This window comes from Bradyrhizobium sp. LeoA1Lang (assembly GCF_055413685.1).
Window position 1 is genome coordinate 1 of the sequence record NZ_JBVAPG010000036.1, and the last position, 22,275, is coordinate 22,275.

General features: G+C 62.2%; 15 protein-coding genes, 1 tRNA gene and 2 pseudogenes. 11 read left to right on the top strand and 7 right to left on the bottom strand.

All coding sequences use genetic code 11. The features are described from left to right. Positions 1-192 (top strand): annotated as a pseudogene (locus tag ACZYOF_RS14800) (hypothetical protein); the annotation flags it as partial. A 33-nt stretch (positions 193-225) separates the two neighbouring features. Here ACZYOF_RS14800 and ACZYOF_RS14805 read toward each other — a convergent pair. Together ACZYOF_RS14805 and ACZYOF_RS14810 are read right to left on the bottom strand one after the other, a co-directional pair. After that, on the bottom strand, positions 226-981 hold the full coding sequence (locus ACZYOF_RS14805; protein WP_130580308.1) for a flagellar hook assembly protein FlgD: 756 nt from the start codon (positions 979-981) through the stop codon (positions 226-228). Between the two features lie 12 nt (positions 982-993). Next, positions 994-2,565, bottom strand: coding sequence for a flagellar hook-length control protein FliK (locus ACZYOF_RS14810; RefSeq protein WP_463716211.1), 1,572 nt, complete (start codon positions 2,563-2,565; stop codon positions 994-996). Between the two features lie 351 nt (positions 2,566-2,916). Here ACZYOF_RS14810 and mnmA point away from each other — a divergent pair, with 351 nt between their 5' ends. From mnmA to ACZYOF_RS14830, 4 genes are all read left to right on the top strand, one after another. Continuing rightward, positions 2,917-4,095, top strand: a complete 1,179-nt coding sequence (mnmA, locus tag ACZYOF_RS14815) for a tRNA 2-thiouridine(34) synthase MnmA (RefSeq protein ID WP_282530702.1) — start codon at positions 2,917-2,919, stop codon at positions 4,093-4,095. Positions 4,096-4,115: 20 nt separating this feature from the next. Next, positions 4,116-4,754 (top strand): class I SAM-dependent methyltransferase, encoded by a 639-nt coding sequence (locus tag ACZYOF_RS14820; protein WP_130580310.1) that lies wholly within the window; start codon positions 4,116-4,118, stop codon positions 4,752-4,754. 52 nt (positions 4,755-4,806) lie between these two features. Beyond that, a complete protein-coding gene (locus tag ACZYOF_RS14825) occupies positions 4,807-5,166 on the top strand; it encodes a hypothetical protein (protein WP_463716212.1) in 360 nt (119 codons plus the stop codon). Between the two features lie 128 nt (positions 5,167-5,294). Then, a tRNA-Met gene (locus ACZYOF_RS14830) sits at positions 5,295-5,371 on the top strand. Between the two features lie 46 nt (positions 5,372-5,417). On the opposite strand, the gene ACZYOF_RS14835 is transcribed toward ACZYOF_RS14830, so the two are convergent. The 3 genes from ACZYOF_RS14835 to ACZYOF_RS14845 form a co-directional block, all read right to left on the bottom strand. Next, on the bottom strand, positions 5,418-6,176 hold the full coding sequence (locus tag ACZYOF_RS14835; protein WP_463716213.1) for a C13 family peptidase: 759 nt from the start codon (positions 6,174-6,176) through the stop codon (positions 5,418-5,420). An 83-nt stretch (positions 6,177-6,259) separates the two neighbouring features. Continuing rightward, positions 6,260-6,538, bottom strand: a complete 279-nt coding sequence (locus tag ACZYOF_RS14840; protein WP_463716214.1) for an Mth938-like domain-containing protein — start codon at positions 6,536-6,538, stop codon at positions 6,260-6,262. A 99-nt stretch (positions 6,539-6,637) separates the two neighbouring features. Continuing rightward, positions 6,638-7,507, bottom strand: coding sequence for a c-type cytochrome (locus ACZYOF_RS14845; RefSeq protein ID WP_463716215.1), 870 nt, complete (start codon positions 7,505-7,507; stop codon positions 6,638-6,640). Positions 7,508-8,090: 583 nt separating this feature from the next. On the opposite strand from ACZYOF_RS14845, the gene ACZYOF_RS14850 reads away from it, so the two are divergent. Genes ACZYOF_RS14850 through ACZYOF_RS14860 form a run of 3 tightly spaced genes read left to right on the top strand, consistent with a single transcriptional unit; the run spans position 8,091 to position 11,179 of the window. Beyond that, positions 8,091-8,543, top strand: a complete 453-nt coding sequence (locus ACZYOF_RS14850) for a (2Fe-2S)-binding protein (RefSeq protein ID WP_282530701.1) — start codon at positions 8,091-8,093, stop codon at positions 8,541-8,543. Position 8,544: 1 nt separating this feature from the next. Continuing rightward, positions 8,545-10,863, top strand: a complete 2,319-nt coding sequence (locus tag ACZYOF_RS14855) for a xanthine dehydrogenase family protein molybdopterin-binding subunit (protein ID WP_463716216.1) — start codon at positions 8,545-8,547, stop codon at positions 10,861-10,863. 55 nt (positions 10,864-10,918) lie between these two features. Next, complete coding sequence (locus ACZYOF_RS14860) at positions 10,919-11,179, top strand: hypothetical protein (protein ID WP_394568618.1); 261 nt, start codon at positions 10,919-10,921, stop codon at positions 11,177-11,179. A gap of 132 nt (positions 11,180-11,311) precedes the next feature. Here the strand turns inward: ACZYOF_RS14860 and ACZYOF_RS14865 are convergent, their stop codons facing one another. Beyond that, entirely contained in the window at positions 11,312-12,910 is a 1,599-nt protein-coding gene (locus ACZYOF_RS14865) for an FAD-binding oxidoreductase (RefSeq protein ID WP_463716217.1), read from the bottom strand. Between the two features lie 350 nt (positions 12,911-13,260). Between ACZYOF_RS14865 and ACZYOF_RS14870 the strand changes: the two genes are divergently transcribed. From ACZYOF_RS14870 to ACZYOF_RS14880, 3 genes and pseudogenes are all read left to right on the top strand, one after another. Then, a complete protein-coding gene (locus ACZYOF_RS14870) occupies positions 13,261-14,211 on the top strand; it encodes an oxygenase MpaB family protein (protein WP_130583857.1) in 951 nt (316 codons plus the stop codon). 346 nt (positions 14,212-14,557) lie between these two features. Then, positions 14,558-14,812: pseudogene (locus tag ACZYOF_RS14875) on the top strand (molybdopterin dinucleotide binding domain-containing protein); the annotation flags it as partial. Positions 14,813-14,848: 36 nt separating this feature from the next. Beyond that, positions 14,849-15,592 (top strand): hypothetical protein, encoded by a 744-nt coding sequence (locus ACZYOF_RS14880; protein WP_463716218.1) that lies wholly within the window; start codon positions 14,849-14,851, stop codon positions 15,590-15,592. Between the two features lie 68 nt (positions 15,593-15,660). Here ACZYOF_RS14880 and ACZYOF_RS14885 read toward each other — a convergent pair whose 3' ends face one another. Next, positions 15,661-22,185, bottom strand: coding sequence for a DUF4082 domain-containing protein (locus ACZYOF_RS14885; RefSeq protein WP_463716219.1), 6,525 nt, complete (start codon positions 22,183-22,185; stop codon positions 15,661-15,663). Between the last annotated feature and the right edge of the window lie 90 nt (positions 22,186-22,275).

Genomic DNA, 22,275 nt, shown 5'->3' on the forward strand with positions numbered 1-22,275 from the left:
TCGCCATCAGACTCGCTCGAAAGCGAATCCAACCCGCACACATCATCGCATGGTCACTTTGGCGTAGAGCTCACCAGGCCGCCGCCCAGCGCGCGCACTTCAAAACAAAAAGACAACTGTAATGCTAAAGCGTTTTCGAGCGACGTGGGTACCGGTTCGCGTGAAGAAAACGCGTCAAAACAAAGAATCTAGAGCTTCGGTTCTAATTCCATCAGAACCGAAGCTCTAGGTCGAGCCGGAATCGGAGCCGGAGCCATCGCCGGACCCTGAACCAGAGTCATTGCCGCCGTTACCAGTGCTCGGGCGGATCACTCGCTTGATCTGGTCGGTTGTATAGGTCTGGCCACCGATCGAGAGCAGCGGCGGCGTGGCGGTCAGGTCGACCGAATCGACCACGCCCTGGACTTCGGTCGAGATTGCGACGTTGTTGCCGGACGAGTCCTTGCCCGTCGCGGTCAGCGTGTAGCTGCCTGGCGGCCATTGCCTGCCGTCATTGCCCTTGCCATCCCAGACGAAACTGGAGCCGCCCGTCTTCAGCGAAAAATTGCCGGAATAGGCGGTCTGGCCGGTCGAGTCGCTGATCGTGATGGTGGCGTTGGTTTCCTTCGGCGCATTGATGTTCCAGGTCGCCGAGACGTTGAAATTCGCCTTGCTGCCGTCGACCGCAACGGTGTTGCCGACATAGATCAGCGCCTGCGTCGACTGCGCGCTCTTCTCCAGGGCGACGATCGAGCTCAACTGGTCGTTCATCTTGAGCTGCTGCTCGACGCCGGCGAACTGCACGAGTTGCGCGGTGAACTGGTTGGTGTCGAGCGGATCGAGCGGGTTCTGATTCTGCAATTGCGTCGTCAGCAGCGTCAGGAAGGTCTGGAAGTTGTCGGCGATGCCCTTCGTCTGGGTTGACGCCGTGTTGTTGCCCGAGGCCGTTCCGGTCCCGGGTGCCGATACCACCGGCGACGGCATGGATACGTCAGTTGCCATGGTGCGCTCCTTCTAGACCCTTATATCGACGCCGCCGCTCGCGCCGAGCATGCGGCCATAGCTGCGGCCGGCGACGGTCGCCGGCACGCTGTCTTCTTCGCTGACGATCAGGCGATGTGCATTGGGATTGGACTGGTTGCCGCCGTTCTGCCCCGACGACGACTGGTCGCGCAGGCTGAACTGTAATCCGCTATTGCCGGTCGAGAGGCCGGCATTGTCCAGCGCGCGCTGCAGTTGGTTGGCGTCCTGGCGCAACATCTGCAGCGTTTCCGGCCGCTCGACGGTCAGATGCGACGTCACCTGGCCATGGTTGTCGACATGGATGCGCACATCGATGCGCCCGAGCTCGGGTGGATCGAGCCGGATTTCGAAGCGGCTCTTGCCGCTCTTGGCCGAGGCCGCGATCTCCAGCGCGAGGCCGCTGACCGGCACCGCGTTGCCATGGGTTGTTGCCGCGGTCACGGTCAGTTGCGCATTGGCCGACGGCGTTGTGGGCGTGGATGGCATCTGCGGCTGGATCATGGCGGCCGCCTGCGCAGCGTTATCGGATGCAGCGGCCAGCGTTTGCGCGGGGTTCGCGGCGCCCGACTCCACATGGCTTGCGGCGTGCGCAGCCGGCGTCAGCGCGGAATTGCCTGAGGCGTCCGCCTTCACCGCGTCAACAAAGGCGTGCTCGGCTTTCTGCTTGCCGGCGGCCGCTTCTGGCGGGGCGATATCCGGGACAATGCCAGTCGGTGTTTCGGCCGGCGCGGAGTCTGTCGCGTTGTCTTGCGCGCTCGACGTGGGGATGGCGTCCTTTGCGGTCACCGTCGGCTTTGACTGGGTTGTGGCCTTCGTCTGCGGTGTCGGCGAAGGGGCGGCTGCAGACAGCGCGATGCCGATCGCGGTGCCTTCAACTGCCTCCGCGCTATCGGAAACGGCTACGGCTTTGGCGTCCGCCTGCGCTTCGGCCTGGGCATCGGCCTTTACCGCATCGGCCGCTGCGGGCGCTGTACCGGCGACTGAGGCCACAGCCGCGATGGCCGCGGCTGCCGTCGCGAGCGGAGCGGTGGCCGGGTCCGAGACCGGCGGTGTTGCGGGCGCTGCATTGGCGGGGCTGGCGACGACCGCGGAAGCCGTCGCGGCGATCACCGTGGTTGCAGCGGTGCCGTCATCCTGCTTGGACTCATCACCGTCCTTGGCATCGTCCTTGGCCGGGGCATCGTCCTTCGGCTTCGACGACTTTGCCGAATCGGATTTTGGCGTGTCGGACTTCGAATCAGCGTGATCGGGCTTGTCGGCCCGGCCGCTGGAGCCGGCGTCGTTGCGCGCATCGACATCGTTTCGCTCAGGGCGGTCAGGGCCGGCGCCGTCATCGCGCGACCTCGTGTCCAACGCCGGAGCGGGATCATCGTTCCGGCGCGCCGGTGCCGGCGGAGGACGGGAACTGTCGTCGGGCCGATCGTCGCGGGCCGCCGTGTTGCTGTCGACCAGCGCGGCAAAACTGTCATTTCCGGGCGCGGGGCCGGAATCGGGCCGCGCCGACCTCGGCGAATTGGCCTGAAACGACATGCCTGCCAATGCTTCTTGCGCGACCTTGACCACAACCGACCCTCGGGATGGAACTTCAGTTCCCCATCAGCAAGGAGCGGGCCAGCGAGTCCTCGAAAAAATACCATTATATTACAGTATCTTACGAGGAGGGTGCCGGATTTGGAACAATGTCGCGGCGGTTCGCTTTTTGCCCGGCGGCAAGATTTGCCGTCTATATCTCTTCCAAGGACGGCTGATTGCTTCGCGGCGATACGGCCTATATTAGAGGGTGGCTTTTCCTGCGCCCCGACGAGGCAAATCAGCCTTTTTCGGCGATGCTCCAAAGCCTTCTGGGCAAAGTCCGCTTTTAACGCTGGTCGCGGGGGCAACGGCTGCTCGCGATAGAAATCGATGACCTCTTCCATGCGCAACAGTCTCGATCTCGAAGGCCGTCCCGAGGATACGAGGGTCGTGGTCGCCATGTCCGGCGGCGTCGACTCTTCGGTGACGGCTGCGCTCTTGAAGTCGGAAGGCTACGACGTGGTCGGGATCACGCTGCAGCTTTACGACCACGGCGCCGCGACCCATCGCAAGGGCGCCTGCTGCGCCGGCCGCGATATCCACGATGCCCGCAATGTCGCCGAGCGGATCGGCATTCCGCATTACGTGCTCGACTACGAGAGTCGTTTCCGCGAATCGGTGATCGACAATTTCGCCGACAGCTACGCGCTCGGCGAGACGCCGGTGCCGTGCATCGAGTGCAACCGCGCGATCAAGTTTCGCGATCTGCTCGCGACCGCGCGCGAGCTCGGTGCCGCCGTGCTCGCGACCGGGCATTATGTCGCCTCGCGGCGCCTCGCCGACGGATCGCGGGCGATGGTGTGTGCCGCCGACGCCGATCGCGACCAGAGCTATTTCCTGTTCGCGACCACGCGCGAGCAGCTCGACTATTTGCGCTTTCCGCTCGGCGACATGACCAAGCCGCAGGTTCGCGAACTCGCGCGCCGCTTCGGTCTCGAGATCGCCGACAAGCAGGACAGCCAGGACATCTGCTTCGTGCCGACCGGCCGCTACACCGACATCATCAGCCGCCTGAAGCCGAACGCGGTTGCGCCCGGCGACATCGTCGATCTCGACGGCAAGGTGATCGGCCAGCACCAGGGCATCGTTCATTTCACCGTGGGCCAGCGCAAGGGGCTGGGGATCGCGACCGGCGCGCCGCTCTATGTCGTGAGGCTCGATGCGGCGAGCCGCCGTGTCGTCGTCGGCCCGCGCGAGGCGCTGCGCATGGATCGCATTCTCTTGCGCGACGTCAACTGGATCGGCGATGGCGCGCTCGATCGCGTCATCGGCGAGGGCATCGAGCTATTCGTGCGCGTGCGCTCGACGCGCGCGCCGCAGCCGGCCTGGCTGCGCGGGACCGATCGGGGCTACGAGGTCGAGCTCGTCGCCGGCGAAGAGGGCGTATCGCCCGGGCAGGCCTGCGTGTTCTACGACACGCCGTCCGGCCAGGCGCGTGTGCTCGGCGGCGGATTCATCAAGAGCGCAGCCGCGAGGAACGTGGCTGCGATGGCGCGGCCTCTCGCCGAGGCCGTGCGCTGACATAAATTCGGGGCAGGGGGATGGCGGCGGATATCGACCGCGAGGGGGTCGAAAAGGCCTATGGGCGCTGGGCGCCGATCTACGATTTCGTGTTCGGCAAGGTGTTCGATCAGGGCCGGCAATCGACGATCGCGGAAGCCGACCGGATCGGCGGCCGTGTGCTCGATGTCGGCGTCGGCACCGGGCTGTCGCTGGCGGACTATTCGCGGAGCACCAGACTTTGCGGCGTTGATATTTCCGAGCCGATGCTGCGGCGGGCGCAGCAGCGGGTGCGCGCGCTGGGCCTGACCAATGTCGAGACGCTGGCGGTGATGGACGCCAAGAACCTCGCGTTCCCGGATTCATTCTTCGACGCGGTGGTAGCGCAATATGTCATCACGGCGGTGCCGGATCCCGAGGCGACGCTGGATGATTTCATCCGCGTGCTGAAGCCTGGCGGCGAGCTGATCCTGGTCAACCACATCGGCGCCGAAAGCGGGCCGCGGCGCCTGTTCGAACTGGCATTTGCGCCGCTTGCCCGAAGGCTCGGCTGGCGGCCGGAATTTCCATGGGCGCGGCTCGCCAACTGGGCCAGGAAACACGGCGGCGTCACCCTTGCCGAGCGGCGCCCGATGCCGCCGATGGGGCATTTTTCGCTGATCCGCTTCCGCAAATCGTGAATGAGCTCTTGGCTGGTGCGGAACCTCCGCGCGCGCCCGCCGTTTTCTTCGCATGCAGATAAACCAGTCACTTCTCTTTTTCGGTGTGCTGATGGCGGTGTCGGGTGCGGCGGTCGCACAGGCCCCGCCCGCGCCGACGACACCCCCGGCGCAGACCGCGCCGCCCCAGCCGCCACGCGGCGAGAATTGTACGCCGATGCAACGTCCGGCGAACCCCAACGCCACGCCGGACACCACCACCGGCCAGCGATCCGAGCCGCTCGGCGACAAGCTCGCGCGTTCCGACGGCGTCTTGTGCCCGCCCGCGGGGGTCGACCCGGAAATGCACGCGCCGGCCCCGGACGGCGGCAATACACCGGTGATCCCGCCACCCGGCAGCCCCGGCGGCGATCCCTCCGTCCGGCCCAAATAGCCCCCGTTTCGCAGCACCTTGGCAGGGGACTTGGCCGACAGCCTGCTTTGCTTGACAGGCCGTCCGCCCACTCCTTATATGCCGCGCATTCGCGCCGCGGCATTTCCATGCCGCAACGGCGTCGCCGTGGCGGGGTAGCTCAGCTGGTTAGAGCACGGGAATCATAATCCTGGGGTCGGGGGTTCGAGTCCCTCCCCCGCTACCAACGGTCCCCCACCCACAGAACGCTTCACGAACGGCGCGCCCAAGAGTCAGGGACGCGCAACGAGCAACGGCTGGACGTTTTCGCCGCCTGCCATGAGGGGATTCGACGGCTCGAAGTGCTCGCGCAGTTCTCGCCTTTTGACGAGCGAGCGCGCCACAACAAAGGCGTCCTTCAGGCGTTTAGCCTGCCGGATTGCGACATTGAAAAAGGCGTCGCCGAAATAGGTCCACTTGGCTTTGTCCCGGCAGCCGAACGATGGATGGTCGGCATCGGCCGCGGTGATGACCAACGTATCGGGGTTCGCGAGACGAGGGATAAAGAGCCCGGAATAGCAGGCCGAGATGACCACCACCTTGTATCGCATACCGGTCCGCGCCAGCATGCCAGCGAGATTGGACGGCGTGAGCGTTTGCGTAAGCCGCCCCGCTTTGACTGCAAGCCCGTCGGTGGAGCCGTGCGAGGTGAGAATCAAGAACAGAACGTCGTTCTCGGCGTCCATCCCATTGGCCGCTGCCTGCAGGGACCTAGCCAGCCCTTCAATCGTTGCACCTCCGCCCTTCTTCCAATTGTATTGCACGTTGACCGGGCCGCTCCCGAAACGGCCCGCTACGATCCGTGCTGCACCGATTGCCTCGTTTCTAAACACGCCCTGATCGCCGAAAAGGCCGAAGGACACGACGCCCACCTTGCGAGCATCCTCAACGGCGTGCGCCGGCGAAAATGACGGCGCAATGGTCAAAACAAAAGCAATAAGCGGCGCGCCGAATCGGCCGATCCAACGTAGATGCACAGCTTCACCGGGCAATTTCGTTCAACAGGTCACGTGAAAGAGCCCGATCCTCCTGGCGTGCGACCGGTTGAACATCCGGATCGCCTCGGGTGTCGGCCTCAACAGCACCTCGCAGCCCTTCCTTTCGAATAGGCTTCAGCTTGCGGTGACAGGTGCACGTTGCCCATCTGACCGGAACCAATGACGACCTGGTCGCACCCTTTCTCGAAGAGAAACTTTGCCTCGTCTTTTGAAAGCACGTGCGAGGTACCATAGAGGTTCTTTGATAGCTTCTTTTTCCGCTTTACAACTTCGCCGGAAAGACGAACGACCACATCGTACTGATAGGTCGTTCCGTCAATCGTAATCGCGCCGAATGTGGTGCTGTCAATTTTCATCGTGACCTCCTGATCAGACTCCAGGTCCAATTGCACAGTGAGGCGCCTCGACGTCGGCATCATCCTCACTCGTCGCCAACCGTAATCGAGCTTTACGATTTAGCGTTTGCCGCTTCCGCCCTCCGTTGCTCGGCTCTTCCTATGCGCCATGTAACTCAAATATGCCAAGATCAGCTCGAGTTCCTCATCGCTCAGTTCCTCTTCGGCAAACCTGGGCATCCGCTGCTCGGGCCAAACCCGAACCGAGCGCGGATCTCGGATCAGCGCGCGCAAACCGGCATCGGTGAAGTACTCCGTCGGGTTCATCGGCAAATTCAGATCGGGGCCCGCGGACGCCGATCCGGCCTGGTTCATCGTATGGCATGTGAAGCACTTGTTCACGAAGATGGTTTGGCCGTCTCGTGCCGGATGGAGCGCAGGGAGCGTGGGATCAACCGCGAGCGTGGGCCACCGCTTGGCTGGCGCATCCTGCACCGACAAACTGACAACTTGGTAAGGCCACTTCATGATTGGGACGGATGACGCTTGATCGCCGAGCCATACGATATAGAAGGGGCCTGCGCTCTTATCCTTACCTGGAATTGGCGGCCACGGCGTGTCGGCGACCTCGATTGCCAAGTACCCGATGACGCCGCCACTAGCATAGACCAGATCGCGAGGAAGTTGGGTCACGAAGCCGTCTTGTGCCGCCGCTTCCACCACCGCATCGGGCGGAATGGGAACTCCTTCAAGTAACTTCGAGAGCGCCACGGCTCGATACGTCCGAGGAGTACGGTATGCGACATCACGCGAGGTGGTGATGTCGACGACATCCGTTCGGGCAAGCAGCGCGTCCCGATCGAAGATACGGACGCCGCCATCGGCTGACACCGTCAACGTCGGACTGGCTGCCCAAATCGACGTTGGCATTGTGAAGGCAACCAGCGAGAAAGCTAACGTGACCGCGAGCCCGATCGTCGTTGTAGGCATATCCGAAGCGTCCCTCGAACGCGGCAAGGGTAGGCGCACAATGCGACTATCGCAGAGTTACACCTATTCCCAACTCCTCCAAGCCGCGAAGCCCACATCGCATGCTTGGTTTAGAATGAAACGCCGCCAATTCAGACGCTGAAAATGCGCGGCTTCACGACGAAGGAAAAAGCTGTCAGCGCCCGGAATACATCCACAAATAGGATACGTCGATCTTTATAGCCGCATACAGCTCTTCGAAAAAAACCGTCTCGTGAGGACCACTGCGTAAGGGCTCTTGACCAAAAGCACGCCGTCCGAGCAGGCAGCCCTCGCTAAAATACAAAGGCAAACAAGGCGTTGGGAATCCTATTCGGTCGCGCTTTGTGCTAGACTTCCACCAGTCCATACCTTGAACAAAGCGAAATCAAAACAGGAGGATGGGCCGACACTGACAATCAACCAGATCCTACGGTGCAGTCTGCGGTTTCTCAGCGAGGTCAGTTTTGCCTGAGGCCATACGAGGGGATATCCCAGGATAGATGTTCTCGCTCACCTCGAGGAGACGCTCATGACGGCTCCGTCTGAGGAGGGAGAGACGATCATGATCAAGGTGAAGATTAATGGCCAGGAACAGAACTGGGATGGCGATCCCGATCTTTCGCTACTCTGGTTCATCCGTGACGAGGTCGGGCTGACCGGCACCAAGTTCGGCTGTGGCCAGGCGCTGTGCGGCTCATGCACCGTCATCGTCGACAAGCAGGCCGTGCGCGCCTGCATCACCTCCGTGTCCGACGTCGGCGGCCGCGAGGTCACCACCATCGAGGGCCTGCACCCGACCGGCGACCACCCGGTGCAGAAGGCCTGGCGGCAGCTCAACGTGCCGCAATGCGGCTTTTGCCAGACCGGCCAAATTATGCAGGCGGCGGCGTTGTTGATGGACAATCCAAAGCCTTCGCACGACCAGATCCGCGAAGCCATGTCCGGCAACATCTGCCGCTGCGGCTGCTACCAGCGGATCGAAAACGCGGTCCATCTCGCATCGACGGGAGTGTGACATGAATATCCTTACCAATCCCAGCAAGCTTCGCGGTTTCGAGAAGCACATCAAGGTCCAGAACATTTCGCGGCGCAGCATCCTGAAGACCTTGGGGCTGGCCGGCGGGTTCGTGCTCGCCGCACCGGTCATGATGCGGCCGAGCTTTGCCTACGAGACCGGCGCGGGGAAGATGCCGCACGGTACTGTGGTCGACCCGCGCGTCTTCGTCTCGATCGCGCCGGATGGAATGGTCACGATCGTCGCGCACCGTGCCGAGATGGGAACCGGCGTGCGCACCAGCCTGCCCATGATCGTCGCCGAAGAGCTGGAAGCCGACTGGTCGCGCGTTCGCGTCCAGCAGGCGCACGGCGACGAAGTCAAGTTCGGCAACCAGGATACCGACGGCTCGCGTAGCACGCGGCACTATCTGATCCCGATGCGCCAGATCGGCGCCTCGGCCCGCACTATGCTCGAGCAGGCCGCCGCAAAACGTTGGGGCGTGCCGGCAGCCGAGGTAAAGGCCGTCAATCACGAAGTCGTCCACAGCGCGAGCGGACGCAAGCTCGGCTTTGGCGAATTGGCCGCCGATGCGGCCAAGGAGTCGGTGCCGAGCGTTGAAGGCCTGAAGCTGAAGGATCCCAAGGATTTTCGTTACCTGGGCAAGGGCGAGATCAGCATCGTCGACCTCCACGACATCACGACGGGCAAGGCCCAATACGGCGCCGATGTGCGGTTGCCCGGCATGAAATATGCCGTGATCGCCCGCCCGCCGGTGACTGGCGGCAAGGTGGCGTCGTTCGACGGCGCGGAGGCGATGAAGGTTTCCGGCGTCGAGAAGGTGATGGAAGTGAAGGGATGGCCGTGGCCATCGAAATTCCAGCCGCTCGGCGGGGTCGCCGTGATCGCCCGCAACACCGGCGCGGCGATCAAGGGCCGCGACGCGCTGAAGATCACCTGGGAGGACGGCGCCAATGCCAAATATGACTCGGTCGCCTATCGGGCTGAGCTTGAGGAAGCGGCGCGCAAGCCCGGCCTCGTCGTACGCAAGGAAGGTGACGCCGAAGCCACGCTGAAAGGCGCCGACAAGGTGATCGTGGGCGAGTACTATTTGCCCCATCTTGCCCATGTCGCCATGGAGACGCCGGTCGCGGTCGCCAACGTCAAGGGTGACAAGGCGGAAGTCTGGGCCCCCGTGCAGAGCCCGGGCGGAACGCGCGAGGACGTCGCCAAGACGCTCGGCATCCCCGAGGAGAACGTGACCGTCAACGTCACCCTGCTCGGCGGCGGATTCGGGCGCAAGTCGAAGTGCGATTACGCGCTCGAAGCCGCGCTGCTCTCGAAAGAGCTCGGCGCGCCGGTCAAGGTGCAGTGGACGCGGGAGGACGATATCCGCAACGGCTTCCTGCACACCGTCTCCGTGGAGCGCATCGAGGCGGGCCTCGACAAGAGCGGCAAGGTGATCGCCTGGCGGCATCGCAGCGTCGCGCCAAGCATCGCCTCGACCTTTGCGGCCGGCACAGTGCACCAGGCGCCGTTCGAGCTCGGCATGGGGCTGGTCGACATGCCCTTCGAGATCGCCAACATCCAGTGCGAGAACCCGGAAGCGGCCGCGCACAGCCGCATCGGCTGGTTCCGTTCGGTGTCAAACGTCCCGCGCGCCTTCGCGGTGCAGTCGATGGTTGCCGAGATCGCGCAGGCCACCAACCGCGACCCGAAGGACATGCTGCTGGAGCTGATCGGTGCGCCGCGGATCCTCAACCTCACCTCGGTGAAGGATTTATGGAACTATGGCGAGCCCTATGACAGCTATCCGATCGACACCGCGCGGCTGCGCAAGGTGGTCGAGCTGGTCGCCGACAAGGGCGGTTGGGGACGGCAGGTGCCCAAGGGCCACGGCCTTGGTATTGCGGCGCACCGCAGCTTCGTCAGCTATATCGCGACCATCGTTGAGGTGGCTGTCGACGACAAGGGCAAGTTGACGGTGCCACGGGTCGATACCGCCATCGACTGCGGCACCTACGTCAATCCCGAGCGCATCCAGTCGCAGATCGAGGGCGCGGCGATCATGGGGATGAGCCTCGCCAAACATGGCGAGATCACCTTCAAGAACGGCAGGGTGCAGCAGGGCAATTACGACGACTTCCCGGTGATCCGGATCGACGAATCGCCTGCGGTCACCAACGTCTACATCGTGCCGCCCGCCAGCCCCGATACGCCGCCGAGCGGTGTCGGCGAACCCGGCGTGCCGCCGTTCGCGCCGGCGCTGATCAACGCGATCTTCGCCGCGACCGGCAAGCGCATCCGGGCGTTGCCGATCGGCAAGCAATTGGAAGTGTGAGGCGGAACGTAACTTCGCAACAACCGTTTCATCGGTCTGGACAGGAGACGGACCGATGAAACAGATTTCAGCGGCGCTCGCGCTATCGCTACTGTCGGGCGCCTTTCTTTTGAGCGCGCAAGCTGCGAGCGCTCAGACTAACCCGCCGCCGGCCACTGCTACACGGCCGGCAAAAACGCCGAAGGATCAGAGCTCTGTACCAAGCAATGCGCCGAAAGCCACGCGAACCCAAACCACCGGCGAAGGCAGCCGCGATCCGACGGTGAAGGAAATGAACGTGAAGGAGAAAGGCAAGGTCGAACGGATGGGCAAGTAGTTTGGCCCCATGACATTTGGACCTTTTCGCGTGCGGTTCGGTTCCACTGCGCGCGAAACGCTTGAGCGCTTGATCCGGCAAGGTGGGGAGCCGATGAGAGAGGATGACGATTCGAAGAAAAGTCATCACGCTTTAGGCATCAATCAGGACGCCCGGATTGAGCATGCCTTCCGGATCCAATTCGCGCTTGGCTGCCCGCAATGCGGCGGCGAAGAGCGCTGGCCGCTGTCGGTCGTACCAGGGTCTATGATCGCGACCAACGGCATGATGATGGGTGATGGTGCCGCCCGCCGTGATCAGCGCGTCGCTCGCCGCGTTCTTGATGGCCTGCCACTGTTCGAGAAGCGCGCCGTGGCGGCCGCGCGCGTGGAAGGAGAAATAGGGCGCGGGACCGTCCGGGTAGACGTGGGTGAAGCGGCAGGTGACTTCACCCTTGATCCCAGTTGCTTCCAGAATCGCGCATTCGGTTGCTGTTTTGACCTTGTCGTGAAAGCTCTCGAACCGATCCCAGGTGATGGCGCTCTCGAACGTATCGTTGATGAGACCCGCCGGCGTCAGAAATTCGCGCGCATAGGGCATCCGAATAAACGCGTTGCGCCAGATGCCTGCCGCCCCTTGGAGATGCGCGTCCCTGGCTGTCGCGGGCTCCGGCGTCCCGCGGTGGTCGGCGCAGCACTCAAGTGCACGCGCGAACCAGGCGTCCAAAGGATGATCGCCCGATTCGAATGCGAGCACCATGATTGCAGCGCTGCCGTCAGCCGCCCCCGTGTTGAAGGCCTCCTGCGGGTCCAGGATCCGGCAATTGGATGGATAGAGGCCGGCTTGCGCGACCGCACGCACAGCGCACGCGGCATCGAAGAAGGAGGGAAAGCGAACCGATGCGCCAGCGCGGAACTTTGGACGGGGCTGCAATCGCATCCAGGCACGCGAAATCACCCCCAGAATCCCTTCCGAGCCAATGAACATGCGGTCGGGACTCGGTCCGGCACCCGAGCCGGGAAGTCGGCGCGTCTCCAGCACGCCAGCGGGCGTCACAACGCGCAGGCTTTCGACGAAATCGTCGATATGGGTATGAAGACTGGCGAAATGGCCGCCCGATCGTGTCGCAATCCAGCCGCCCAGAGTTGAGTATTCGAAGCTCTGCGGAAAATGCCGTAAGGTGAAGTTGTGGGGCTTGAGCTGGTTTTCCAGGAACGGACCATAGGCGCCAGCTTCGATCGAAGCGACGCGCGATAACGAATCCACTTCGATGACTTTGGAAAGATTGCGCAGATCGAGGCTGACGGCAGCCTTGTGCTTGATGCCGTCAACCCGCGGCTCGACGCCGCCGCACACGCTCGATCCGCCTCCAAAAGGTGTCAGCGAAGCGCCAACAGATCCCGCCCAGTCCATCACAGCGGAAATCTCCGACTCGTTACGCGGATAGGCCACGACGTCGGGCGCACTATCGTAATTGCCAAGCATTGCTCTAACGTAATCCGGATAGGACTTGCCATAGGTGTGCGCGGCACGATCGTAACGTTCGCTCGTGCAGAAGGGCGCGAGGGAGGCCGGTGGCACTATGCGCGGCTCCCGCAAGGAGAGCTCTTCAAGGCCCGGAACAGCGACCGTGTCGAATTCGTCAGTTCCAAATTTGACATGATAGCGGCCGAGGACAAACTTCCGTTCCTCTTCGCTCATGCCTTCGCCTTCGCGCCCCCAACCGTAATGTTTCAGCCTTGTGTCGGTCATGAGCGTTCCTCGTGTTGGTTTCGATAGTTGCTCGGATCGACGAAACAGATCTTCTGAACGCGCGCGCCGCAGATTGAGCTCGGCCGATCGAAACAATACGCCCTCGAGGGGAACGATGAAAGATCGCGCGTTTTACGTCGGCTGTTTCTTCAGCGAACGGGCGACCGCTCGGTTCAGCAAATCGCAGCCTTGCTTCGTGTGGCATGACGAAATTCCGAGCCGCCGTGTTTCGAGCGGAAGGAAATCCCGCAATGCGACAGCGCCTACGCGGCCTCGGCTTACTGAATTGCGGTAGACTGCACAGAGCGGGTGGAATAAGCCTATCCACGCTCGCTTTGAAAGGTGCGCATTTGGTCTCCGAGAACGACCTGGAGGCTGCTCTTGAATTCCTCCGGGCGCGGGCCGCCGGATCGGTCGAGGGCATTTTTGGTCCGGCCTCGATGACATGGAGGATCGACAGGGAGGCCGTCATCTTCCTGGGCGCCGGTCGTGCGTTGCTCCTTCAACTGGCGCATCCCTGGGTTGCCGCGGCCGTGGCCGAGCACTCGCGGACCTTTGCGGATCCGATCGGTCGCTTTCATCGGACCTTTGACGTTATGTTTACAATGGTGTTCGGCTCACTCGACAGCGCCCTTGCTGCTGCAAGGTACCTCCACCGCCGCCATGCCACGATCGTCGGCCGCTTGCCCGAAGCAATCGGTCCCTTCGAGAGTGGCTCAATCTACTGTGCCAACGAGGTCGCAGCGTTGCGCTGGGTTCACGCGACGCTCGTCGAGAGCGCTCTCATCGTACACGACCTGATCTTGCCTCCCCTCACGGTCGAAGAGCGTGAGCGGTATTGGGCCGAAAGCCGGCTGTTTGGGGCGTTGTTCGGGCTGACGTCTACCAACCTACCGGCGGATTGGGCTTCATTCGCTGCCTACAGCACAAGCATGATGCAATCGGATACATTGTCCGTCAGCGCCACCGCACGCGAGCTGGCGGGACAGATCTTTGCCGGCGCACGGCCATGGTTGCGGCCGCCGCAGTGGTACCAGGCCCTGACTGCCCATCTGCTGCCAGACCGATTGCGCGTGGGCTTCGGATTTACCTCTCACGAGCGTGACCGGAAAGCCGCCGAACGTGCGTTTGCACGCATACGACGCATCTATCCCAAAATACCGACTCGCCTTCGGTACGTCGGTCCCTACCAGGAAGCGCAAGCGCGACTACAAGGAAAGCCGCAACTCGACTGGGCAACGCGATGTCTCAACAGGGCCTGGGTCGGACGGCCCCAGCTAGATGACCGCTGGAACAGATGAAGGTGCTCATGCCGACGGCGGTCATGCCGCCATGGCCTTAGCATAAGCGCGTAAGAGCTGAACCTGCTATGGGTTCATGAACTGCCTCATGCGAAGGATTGGATGAGATATCGTAGCGCTTCCGTCGGCCCTGATCTCGACGACATTGGGGCGTGGATCAGTATACTGGCCGGCAAATTGCGACGGGAACGGCCCGACCGGGGCATAAGGAAGACGCGATGAACGATACGATTGGCTACCCCGATCCCGGCCTCGATCTGTCGGACGGCTTCAAGCCGCACACCTTGCACTGGGGCGTGTTCTCGGCGCGTCACAGCGAGGCTGGACTCGAAGTCAGGCCTTATGCGGGGCCTGCCTTGCCGCGGTGCACATCACCGACGGCATCGCTTCCGGTGTTGTCCAGCTACCGACCGGCGCGTGGTACGACCCGATGGATCCGGAGGAAGAGACACCGCTCTGCGTTCACGGCAATCCGAATGTGCTCACCCGCGACATCGGCACCTCATCCTTCGCGCAAGGCTGCACCGGCCATCTCACGACTGTCGAGGTGGAGCGGTTCAACGGCAATCTGCCGCCGATCCGCGCTTTCGATCCGATGTAGCGGACGTGACATGCCCGTTTGTTGGAGGGAACGTTGATGGGTTGGTTCAGTGAGGGCAAGCGGGTGCGGATCACGAACCCGGTGGGCGGACAGTTGCAGGTCGTGGCCTGTTCGCCGTTCCCCGACGCGGCTGGCGAGGCGATTCTTTGTCCCAAGTGCGACATTGACGGGGTGATCACCGCGGAGCGCCTCGCGGCGACTGCGGTGCAGTACAGCAGCTACGAGGTACCTAAGCCGAAGTGGCCCCGCCCTGGGGCGGTGCTCCCCGTCACCGTGGACTTGGCCGATCCGAACCGGTTCAGGATCGAATGGGATCAGGTGCCGACCGGGCCAGAGGCCGCCGAAAGGCTCGCCGAGACTTTACGCGCCCGGCAACTCAGCGAGCGGCTGGCCGACGCGCCCGGCCATCACGCGTTTCCCCGCGTCTGGCGGGAGGTGGAGCATGCCGCGTCGTTGCCGACGCTGGTCAACGGCCTCACTCCGCAGCAGACAGAGATCGCGCTTTCCGGCGGCGCCGCTGCCCTCGGGCTCGAGCCGGCCACGGCGAAAGTGTTGTCCGCGCACGAGGTGGGACCGAGCAGTGCACCAGGCGGGACGTGGGACATCGTCCTCTGGGTGAACCTCCCGAACGGTGGGCAGGGTTGGCAAGCGGTGACCCGCATGTCCTTCAGCAGTTCCCAACGCCGCGAAAAGCGCACCATTGCCGGGTGCGAATTACCCGTCCTGGTCAACCCGGACAACCACAACCGAATCATCGTTGATGTCACGCGCCTCTCCTGAGTGGTGCAACCGGGGCTCACCAGCATCTGCGCTGCGTGCGTAGAAGCTGATTGGCTCAATCGGCGAGCTCACGCTGCGAGCTGAGGTTGAAACACCACATCGGCGTAGTAGTTGGAGGAGCTGAAGGTGTTGGTTGGGAAGAGTCCGGCCGAGTTCGTTCCTCCATAAGCATAGACGCCATTGCCGCCTGACGTAGCGCTGGATGGCGCCGTCAGGGCTCCGCTCGTGAGCGCGTTGGTGAAGAAGTTGCTGGTCGCTGCATACGCGCCGTTTGTGTGATAGGACGCGACATAGGTGGTGTTGGCAGCGATCGAGACCGGCGTCGCCAAGGGCACGGTCTGCCAGCCGCTTGCCGTGGTGTTGGTGAAGGTGGCGCTGGCAAGCTTGGTGCCGGTCGAGGTCCACAGGTCGAGGAGATCGGAGCCGGTATCGCCGGGACTGCGGTAGAACTTGAGCGCGGTGATCTGGCCGGCAGTGGACGAGGTGAACTTCACCCCGACCTCGAGCGGCGAGCGATCATTCAAACTGGTCTGCGTCGGGGTGTTCGATGCGGTGAACAGGCTCACCGTCGTCGACGTCGTGGTCACGGCGATATTGAAACTCTCACTGGCAGAAAGGCCGGCCGGATCGGTGGCCGAAACCTGGACGCCGGCGGTGCCGACATTTGCCGATGTCGGCGTGCCGCTGAAAGTTCGTGTCGCCGCGTTGAACGTCAGCCATGAGGGAAGCGCCGCGCCGTTCGAGCCAGTTGCCGAATAGGTGAGAGCGCCGCCGTCGGGATCATTGAAGGTGCCGGCAGGCAGCGTCAGCGAGAAGGCCGAGCCGACGACCGCATTCTGGTTGGCGGTCTGGGTCACCAGCACCGGCGGCGTGTCGGTCGTCGAGCCAGGCGAGAACACCACGTCGGCGTAGTAGTTGGACGCGCTGAAGCTGCTGGTCGGGAAGATGCCGGCGGTGCTGGTGCCGCCATAGGAGTACACCCCGTTGCCGCCGGACGAGGCGGAGGAGGGCGCCGTCAGCGCGCCGCTCGATACGGCGTTGGTGAAGAAATTGCTGGTGGCCACATACGCGCCGTTCGTGTGATAGGACGCGACATAGGTGGTGTTGGCGGTGATTGAGACTGGCGTCGCCAAGGTCACGGTCTGCCAGCCGCTTGCGGTGGTGTTGGTGAAGGTGGCGCTGGCAAGCTTGGTGCCGGTCGAGGTCCACAGGTCGAGGAGATCGGAGCCGGTATCGCCGGGACTGCGGTAGAACTTGAGCGCGGTGATCTGGCCGGCGGTGGACGAGGTGAACTTTACCCCGACCTCGAGCGGCGAGCCATCATTCAAACTGGTCTGCGTCGGGATGTTCGATGCGGTGAACAGGCTCACCGTCGCGGACGTCGAAGTCACGGCGATATTGAAGGTCTCGCTGGCAGAAAGGCCGGCAGGATCGGTGGCCGAAACCTGGACGGCAAGGGTGCCGACATTTGCCGATGTCGGCGTGCCGCTGAAAGTTCGTGTCGCCGCGTTGAACGTCAGCCATGAGGGAAGCGCAGCGCCGTTCGAGCCGGTCGCCGAATAGGTGAGAGCGCCGCCGTCGGGATCATTGAAGGTGCCGGCAGGCAGCGTCAGCGAGAAGGCCGAGCCGGCAACCGCACTCTGGTTGGGGGTCTGGGTCACGAGCACCGGCGGCGTGTCGGTCGTCGAGCCAGACGAGAACACCACGTCGGCGTAGTAGTTGGACGCGCTGAAGCTGCTGGTCGGGAAGATGCCGGCGGTGCTGGTGCCGCCATAGGAGTAAACCCCGTTGCCGCCGGACGAGGCGGAAGAGGGCGCCGTCAGCGCGCCGCTCGATACGGCGTTGGTGAAGAAATTGCTGGTGGCCACATACGCGCCGTTCGTGTGATAGGACGCGACATAGGTGGTGTTGGCGGTGATTGAGACTGGCGTCGCCAAGGTCACGGTCTGCCAGCCGCTTGCGGTGGTGTTGGTGAAGGTGGCGCTGGCAAGCTTGGTGCCGGTCGAGGTCCACAGGTCGAGAAGATCGGAGCCGGTATCGCCGGGACTGCGGTAGAACTTGAGCGCGGTGATCTGGCCGGCGGTGGACGAGGTGAACTTCACCCCGACCTCGAGCGCGGAGCCATCATTCAAGCTGGTCTGCGTCGGGATGTTCGATGCGGTGAACAGGCTCACCGTCGCGGACGCCGTGGTCACGGCGATATTGAAAGTCTCACTGGCAGAGAGGCCGGCAGGATCGGTGGCCGAAACCTGGACGGCAAGGGTGCCGACATTTGCCGATGTCGGCGTGCCGCTGAAAGTTCGTGTCGCCGCGTTGAACGTCAGCCATGAGGGAAGCGCCGCGCCGTTCAAGCCAGTTGCCGAATAGGTGAGAGCGCCGCCATCGGGATCGTTGAAGGTGCCAGCCAGCGTCAGCGAGAAGGCGGAGCCGACGACCGCATTCTGGTTGGGGGTCTGGGTCACCAGCACCGGCGGCGTCTCGGTCGTCGAGCCAGTATCGTTAAGGACGACATCGACCCAGTAGTTGTCGCCGGAGACAGGGATATTAGTGGGGAAGATACTCCCTGAGGAATAGGCGTAAACGCCATTCAGACCATCAGCCGTTGCGGAAAGAGATCCGTTTGTCGGATTTTGGAGCGTGTCAAAATAGTAAGGCGTATCGGAGTATTGGCCATTGGTCATGTGGTACGAGGCGACATAGGTCGTGCCTGCAACAATGTTCACAGGACTCGAAAAGTTCACCTGCTGCCAGCCACTGGCGGTCTCGTTGGTGGACGTGGCGGTCGCCAGCAGTGTGCCGCTGGCGCTCCAAAGATCAACCACATGGGCGCCGGTGTTCAGGGACCCCTTATAGAAGCGGATCCCGGTGATTTGGCCGTTGGTACTTGACGTGAACTTGAGGCCGACTTCCACGCCCTTTGGGTCACTTACATCAGCCGTAGCAGGCGTGGCGCTGGAGCCAAACAGGTTGAGGGACGAGGACGGTGAAACCGTGTACGACACGCCGGAACCCGGTGTCTCGAGATTTAGGCTGTCATCGACCGCTCGGGTTTCGATGCTGTACGACCCCTTGGCCGGCGCATTGAAAGTGTAGGTCCAACTGACAGTTTGCGTGCCAATTTGACCGCTCGTCACGTGCCACGTCTTTCCACCGTCGGTCGAAATCTGAACGCCGCCAATCACGCCGCCGACGTCAGTCGCGGTACCGCTTACGGTCACGGTTTGGCCTTCGATCACGGACGAGGATGACACGCTGGTGATCTTGGACGTTGGCGCGGTGTGATCGGTCGACTGGCTCGCGATCACCAGACTTGCCTGCAGCGTCTGGGGCTGGACGCCCATGTCCGCAAACACATTCACCATTGCCTGTTGGACGTTCGGGTCAGTGTTTGTCTGATTGCCGTCCGGCGAAGAATCGTGCTGGTTTGACAGGCCCCATGACCAAAAGACGGTGCCCGCCCCGAACACCAACGCGCCGCTGGTGGGATCACGGTACTCGACCAGATTGTGGGTTGCGGTACCGCTTGTGTCGACGTTCCCGAACTCCGTATTGAACGCCGTAGATTCCTGGACTGTCGTCGAAGAGAGGTCGATCAGGCCGGCAGGCATGAAGCCGTTATCGGGAGAGGAGTCCCATTCATATCCCAACAGGCCGCTTTCCAGCGAAGCTGTCTGGCCGGGTGCCGTGGCCGCGACGCTTGTATTGCGCCAGAAACGCAACTGGGTCATGCTGTAGGGAATCTTGATCGTCCCAAGACTCCCGCTCTCATCAACCGAGAACACCGTTCCCGTCAGCGCATTGGACGGCATGGCGGCACCGCCCCAATTGGTGGGGGCCTCAAAGGTGCCCGTCCCCTGCCCGCTAGGGTTGATCAATTGCTCAAAGTGGCTGTCCTTGTAGGTGACCAGCGTGCGATTGGCTGTCTTGCTACTGTCTATGCTCGGTGTGAACTGGGTTTGCCAGAAGATCTCGTTGCCGCTGAGGAACACCAGGTTGACGCCCGTGTTCGCCGCGGCCTGAACATTCGCGACCTGGCTGTCGGTCCAATATTCGTCGTGTCCGGCATCCATGAACACCTTGTGGTTGAGCAGCAACGCGCCATTGGTTGCTGTATCCATGCCGGAGATGTAGCTTACATTGTAGCCGTTTTCTTCCAGCCAGTAGATTGCGGGATCTTCGCCTGCAAACACAGTATCATCTGAATTCGCATACAGTCCTACTCCATCTCGGGTCATGATGGGGCGGTTGTAACTGACCGCGTAGGCCGCGCCGCCCTGGGAAGGACCGTTGCCTCCATATAGGCTGGCGCCGCCCCAACCGTTGTAAGCCTGCCAGGTCTCATCAGACGTCTGAAAGACGATGTCGCTTGTGGAGTTGGGATCCTTGACGACGAACGGAATCTGGAAAACTTGAGTGCCTTGGACGACGTTGGCGACATAAACGCCTGATACGGCCGTGGTCGGAATGGACCATGAATCAGTGACGCTCCAATTGCCGGCGTCGACCTCCCCGGTCGCAGTATTCGTGATCGGTGACGGCTGCGCGATCGATGACGTGCCCTGATGCTGCAGGGTTGTGACGAGACGGGCGCCGTCTCCTCCGTAATACCCCAGTCGATAGATCTGGATTTGATAGTTCGGGCTGCCCGTCAGATTATCGATCTTGAACTGCACCGTGCCGCCGATATTGGTGCTGATTGCGGTCGTGAATCCCTCGAGCTTGGTCGAATCGGCACCGGGAGCAACCTGCCACACGCTCATCGGCGTGCCCGGTAACTCATTCTCCAGCACGATTGGATTCGTGCCAGACGGATCGGCGACAACAGTGCCGCCATGCCCGTCGCTATTCAGAGTCCAGTTCGGGTCCTTTCCAGCGAATAGCAAGGAGACGGTGGTAGAACCGTTGCTGAAGTTTACTGTGCTGGTGTTTGAGGTGATGTCGTACTGAACAGATGTCGACATCGACGATGTGAACGCAAGGTCCTTCAAATCGATGAGCTGATTCGCCGAAAGCGGTGCCCCGGGCGACGAGTTTGCGATCAGACCGTGGAACTGCGCCGAATGATCGAGGACGAGCTCACCGTTTCCTGCATCGAAAGATACGGTTATCCCGGAAAACGATCCGTTTGTCAGTTGTCCGGAAACAGCACCTCCGATCTCGAGGACAGCCTGGTTTGAAACATCCAACGAACCGGTGCCACTGATATTGCCTTTGATGTCTACGTTGGAAATTCGATTTCCATTGAACGGGCCAGCCTGGATGATCCCGTTGTCGACTACGCTGCCTTCGACAGTGAATAGCGTGCCGGGATTGCACGACAAGGTTACGCCTGTACCGACGACCAGGCTATTTATGTCGACATTGCTCGTGCTCGTGACCGTATAAGCTCCTGTCGCATCCATCACCACCTTGTCGGCAAGCCCCGGGACACCGGCACCCCAGTTTGCCGCGACATTCCAGGATCCGCCGGCCGAATTGGTCCAGTGTGTGGTCGTGCTCGAAGGGCCGTTCGCCAACGTGGTGGCCAACAACGTTGGACCCATCATCAGCTCTCGATTCAGGAGGCTCGTCGTTATCGGCGCGGGGGAATTGAGCGTCGACGCGGACGTGGTCGTTGTCGTCAGCGGGTTAGGCAATGTCGTCTGCAGCAGATCGCTCGACGGCAGCGGCCTCAATGTAAGGCTGCCGGAATCCGGAGGAGTGCTCGAGCCGATACGATGGTGGCGTGTCTGGTCGGAGGGCGATGCATTCGTTCCGGTCGAACTAGTTGTGTCTGTTGTCGCCGACTGCGCCAGGATTGCGGGCGCCGCACCGACGATGTCGCTGGGCACAGGAGCTGCCGCCTGATCGAAGACCTGACCGGCCAACCCGGCCGACGGGCCCGATGGCGCCGACGAATCGGGTGGCAGGACGTCGTTGGGATCGACCGCAGCCGAAGCTTGCGTCGAGTTCAGGGACGAAAGACCTGTCTCCAGCAGTAGGGCAAGAGCGAGTGGCGCGACCGAGTTGCTGCCATCAGCGGTATCGGCCTCCGTTGGACTGGCAGTGGGCGTACCGGGACCGACAATCAGCAGAACTTCTCCCATGAATCCGTGGTCCGCGCTGCAATAGCGCAGCAGCGAAATCTGTCCGACCGCGTCGGCGGCCGGGCTGAACGTCAACCCGCATAGTTGTGAAGCAGTGATGATTTGACCGCGGGCGACGGCGGTCGTTCCATCGGCCAAGAACACTGAACCGTTCGAGGGCAGCTCTGTGAGCGCAACAGGTGTGTCCCCGGTCAAGCCGGCAGGGAGGTCGGCAAGCAATGGGATCGGCAGCCGACCGCCGTCTTGGGGAACGTAAATCACCACCCCGTTCCAGGGCGACACGTCTCCGGACAGCAAGGGTGTCGGAGCGAAGCTCAATGCGGCGAGTTCCGCGGCTGTCAACGTGTCGCCAACAGTCACCCGCGTGAAGCGATCGGCTTTGAGGACACCTCCGGCAGTCGGAAGGCCGGCCACCGTGACGGTCAGATCATGAAGGGTATAATTAGTTTCCGCGGACAGAAGCGGCTGCGCCTTCACAGATAAAGCGCTCGGTTTCTGCTTCAGCATGGCAATCACCCTCGAAAAAACGATTTAGTATTATCCGGAGTGACATAATGTCGCAGATTTAATTTATTTAATTTTAACGTCAATTAAATA

Bases quoted from the DNA above. Each gene is read 5' to 3' on its own strand.
- ACZYOF_RS14805 (WP_130580308.1), bottom strand. From the start codon at position 981: ATGGCAACTGACGTATCCATGCCGTCGCCGGTGGTATCGGCACCCGGG.
- ACZYOF_RS14855 (WP_463716216.1), top strand. From the start codon at position 8,545: ATGAATATCCTTACCAATCCCAGCAAGCTTCGCGGTTTCGAGAAGCAC.
- ACZYOF_RS14885 (WP_463716219.1), bottom strand. From the start codon at position 22,185: ATGCTGAAGCAGAAACCGAGCGCTTTATCTGTGAAGGCGCAGCCGCTT.
- ACZYOF_RS14845 (WP_463716215.1), bottom strand. From the start codon at position 7,507: ATGCCTACAACGACGATCGGGCTCGCGGTCACGTTAGCTTTCTCGCTG.
- ACZYOF_RS14840 (WP_463716214.1), bottom strand. From the start codon at position 6,538: ATGAAAATTGACAGCACCACATTCGGCGCGATTACGATTGACGGAACG.
- ACZYOF_RS14850 (WP_282530701.1), top strand. From the start codon at position 8,091: ATGATCAAGGTGAAGATTAATGGCCAGGAACAGAACTGGGATGGCGAT.
- ACZYOF_RS14865 (WP_463716217.1), bottom strand. From the start codon at position 12,910: ATGACCGACACAAGGCTGAAACATTACGGTTGGGGGCGCGAAGGCGAA.
- ACZYOF_RS14860 (WP_394568618.1), top strand. From the start codon at position 10,919: ATGAAACAGATTTCAGCGGCGCTCGCGCTATCGCTACTGTCGGGCGCC.
- ACZYOF_RS14820 (WP_130580310.1), top strand. From the start codon at position 4,116: ATGGCGGCGGATATCGACCGCGAGGGGGTCGAAAAGGCCTATGGGCGC.
- ACZYOF_RS14880 (WP_463716218.1), top strand. From the start codon at position 14,849: ATGGGTTGGTTCAGTGAGGGCAAGCGGGTGCGGATCACGAACCCGGTG.
- ACZYOF_RS14825 (WP_463716212.1), top strand. From the start codon at position 4,807: ATGCAGATAAACCAGTCACTTCTCTTTTTCGGTGTGCTGATGGCGGTG.
- mnmA (WP_282530702.1), top strand. From the start codon at position 2,917: ATGCGCAACAGTCTCGATCTCGAAGGCCGTCCCGAGGATACGAGGGTC.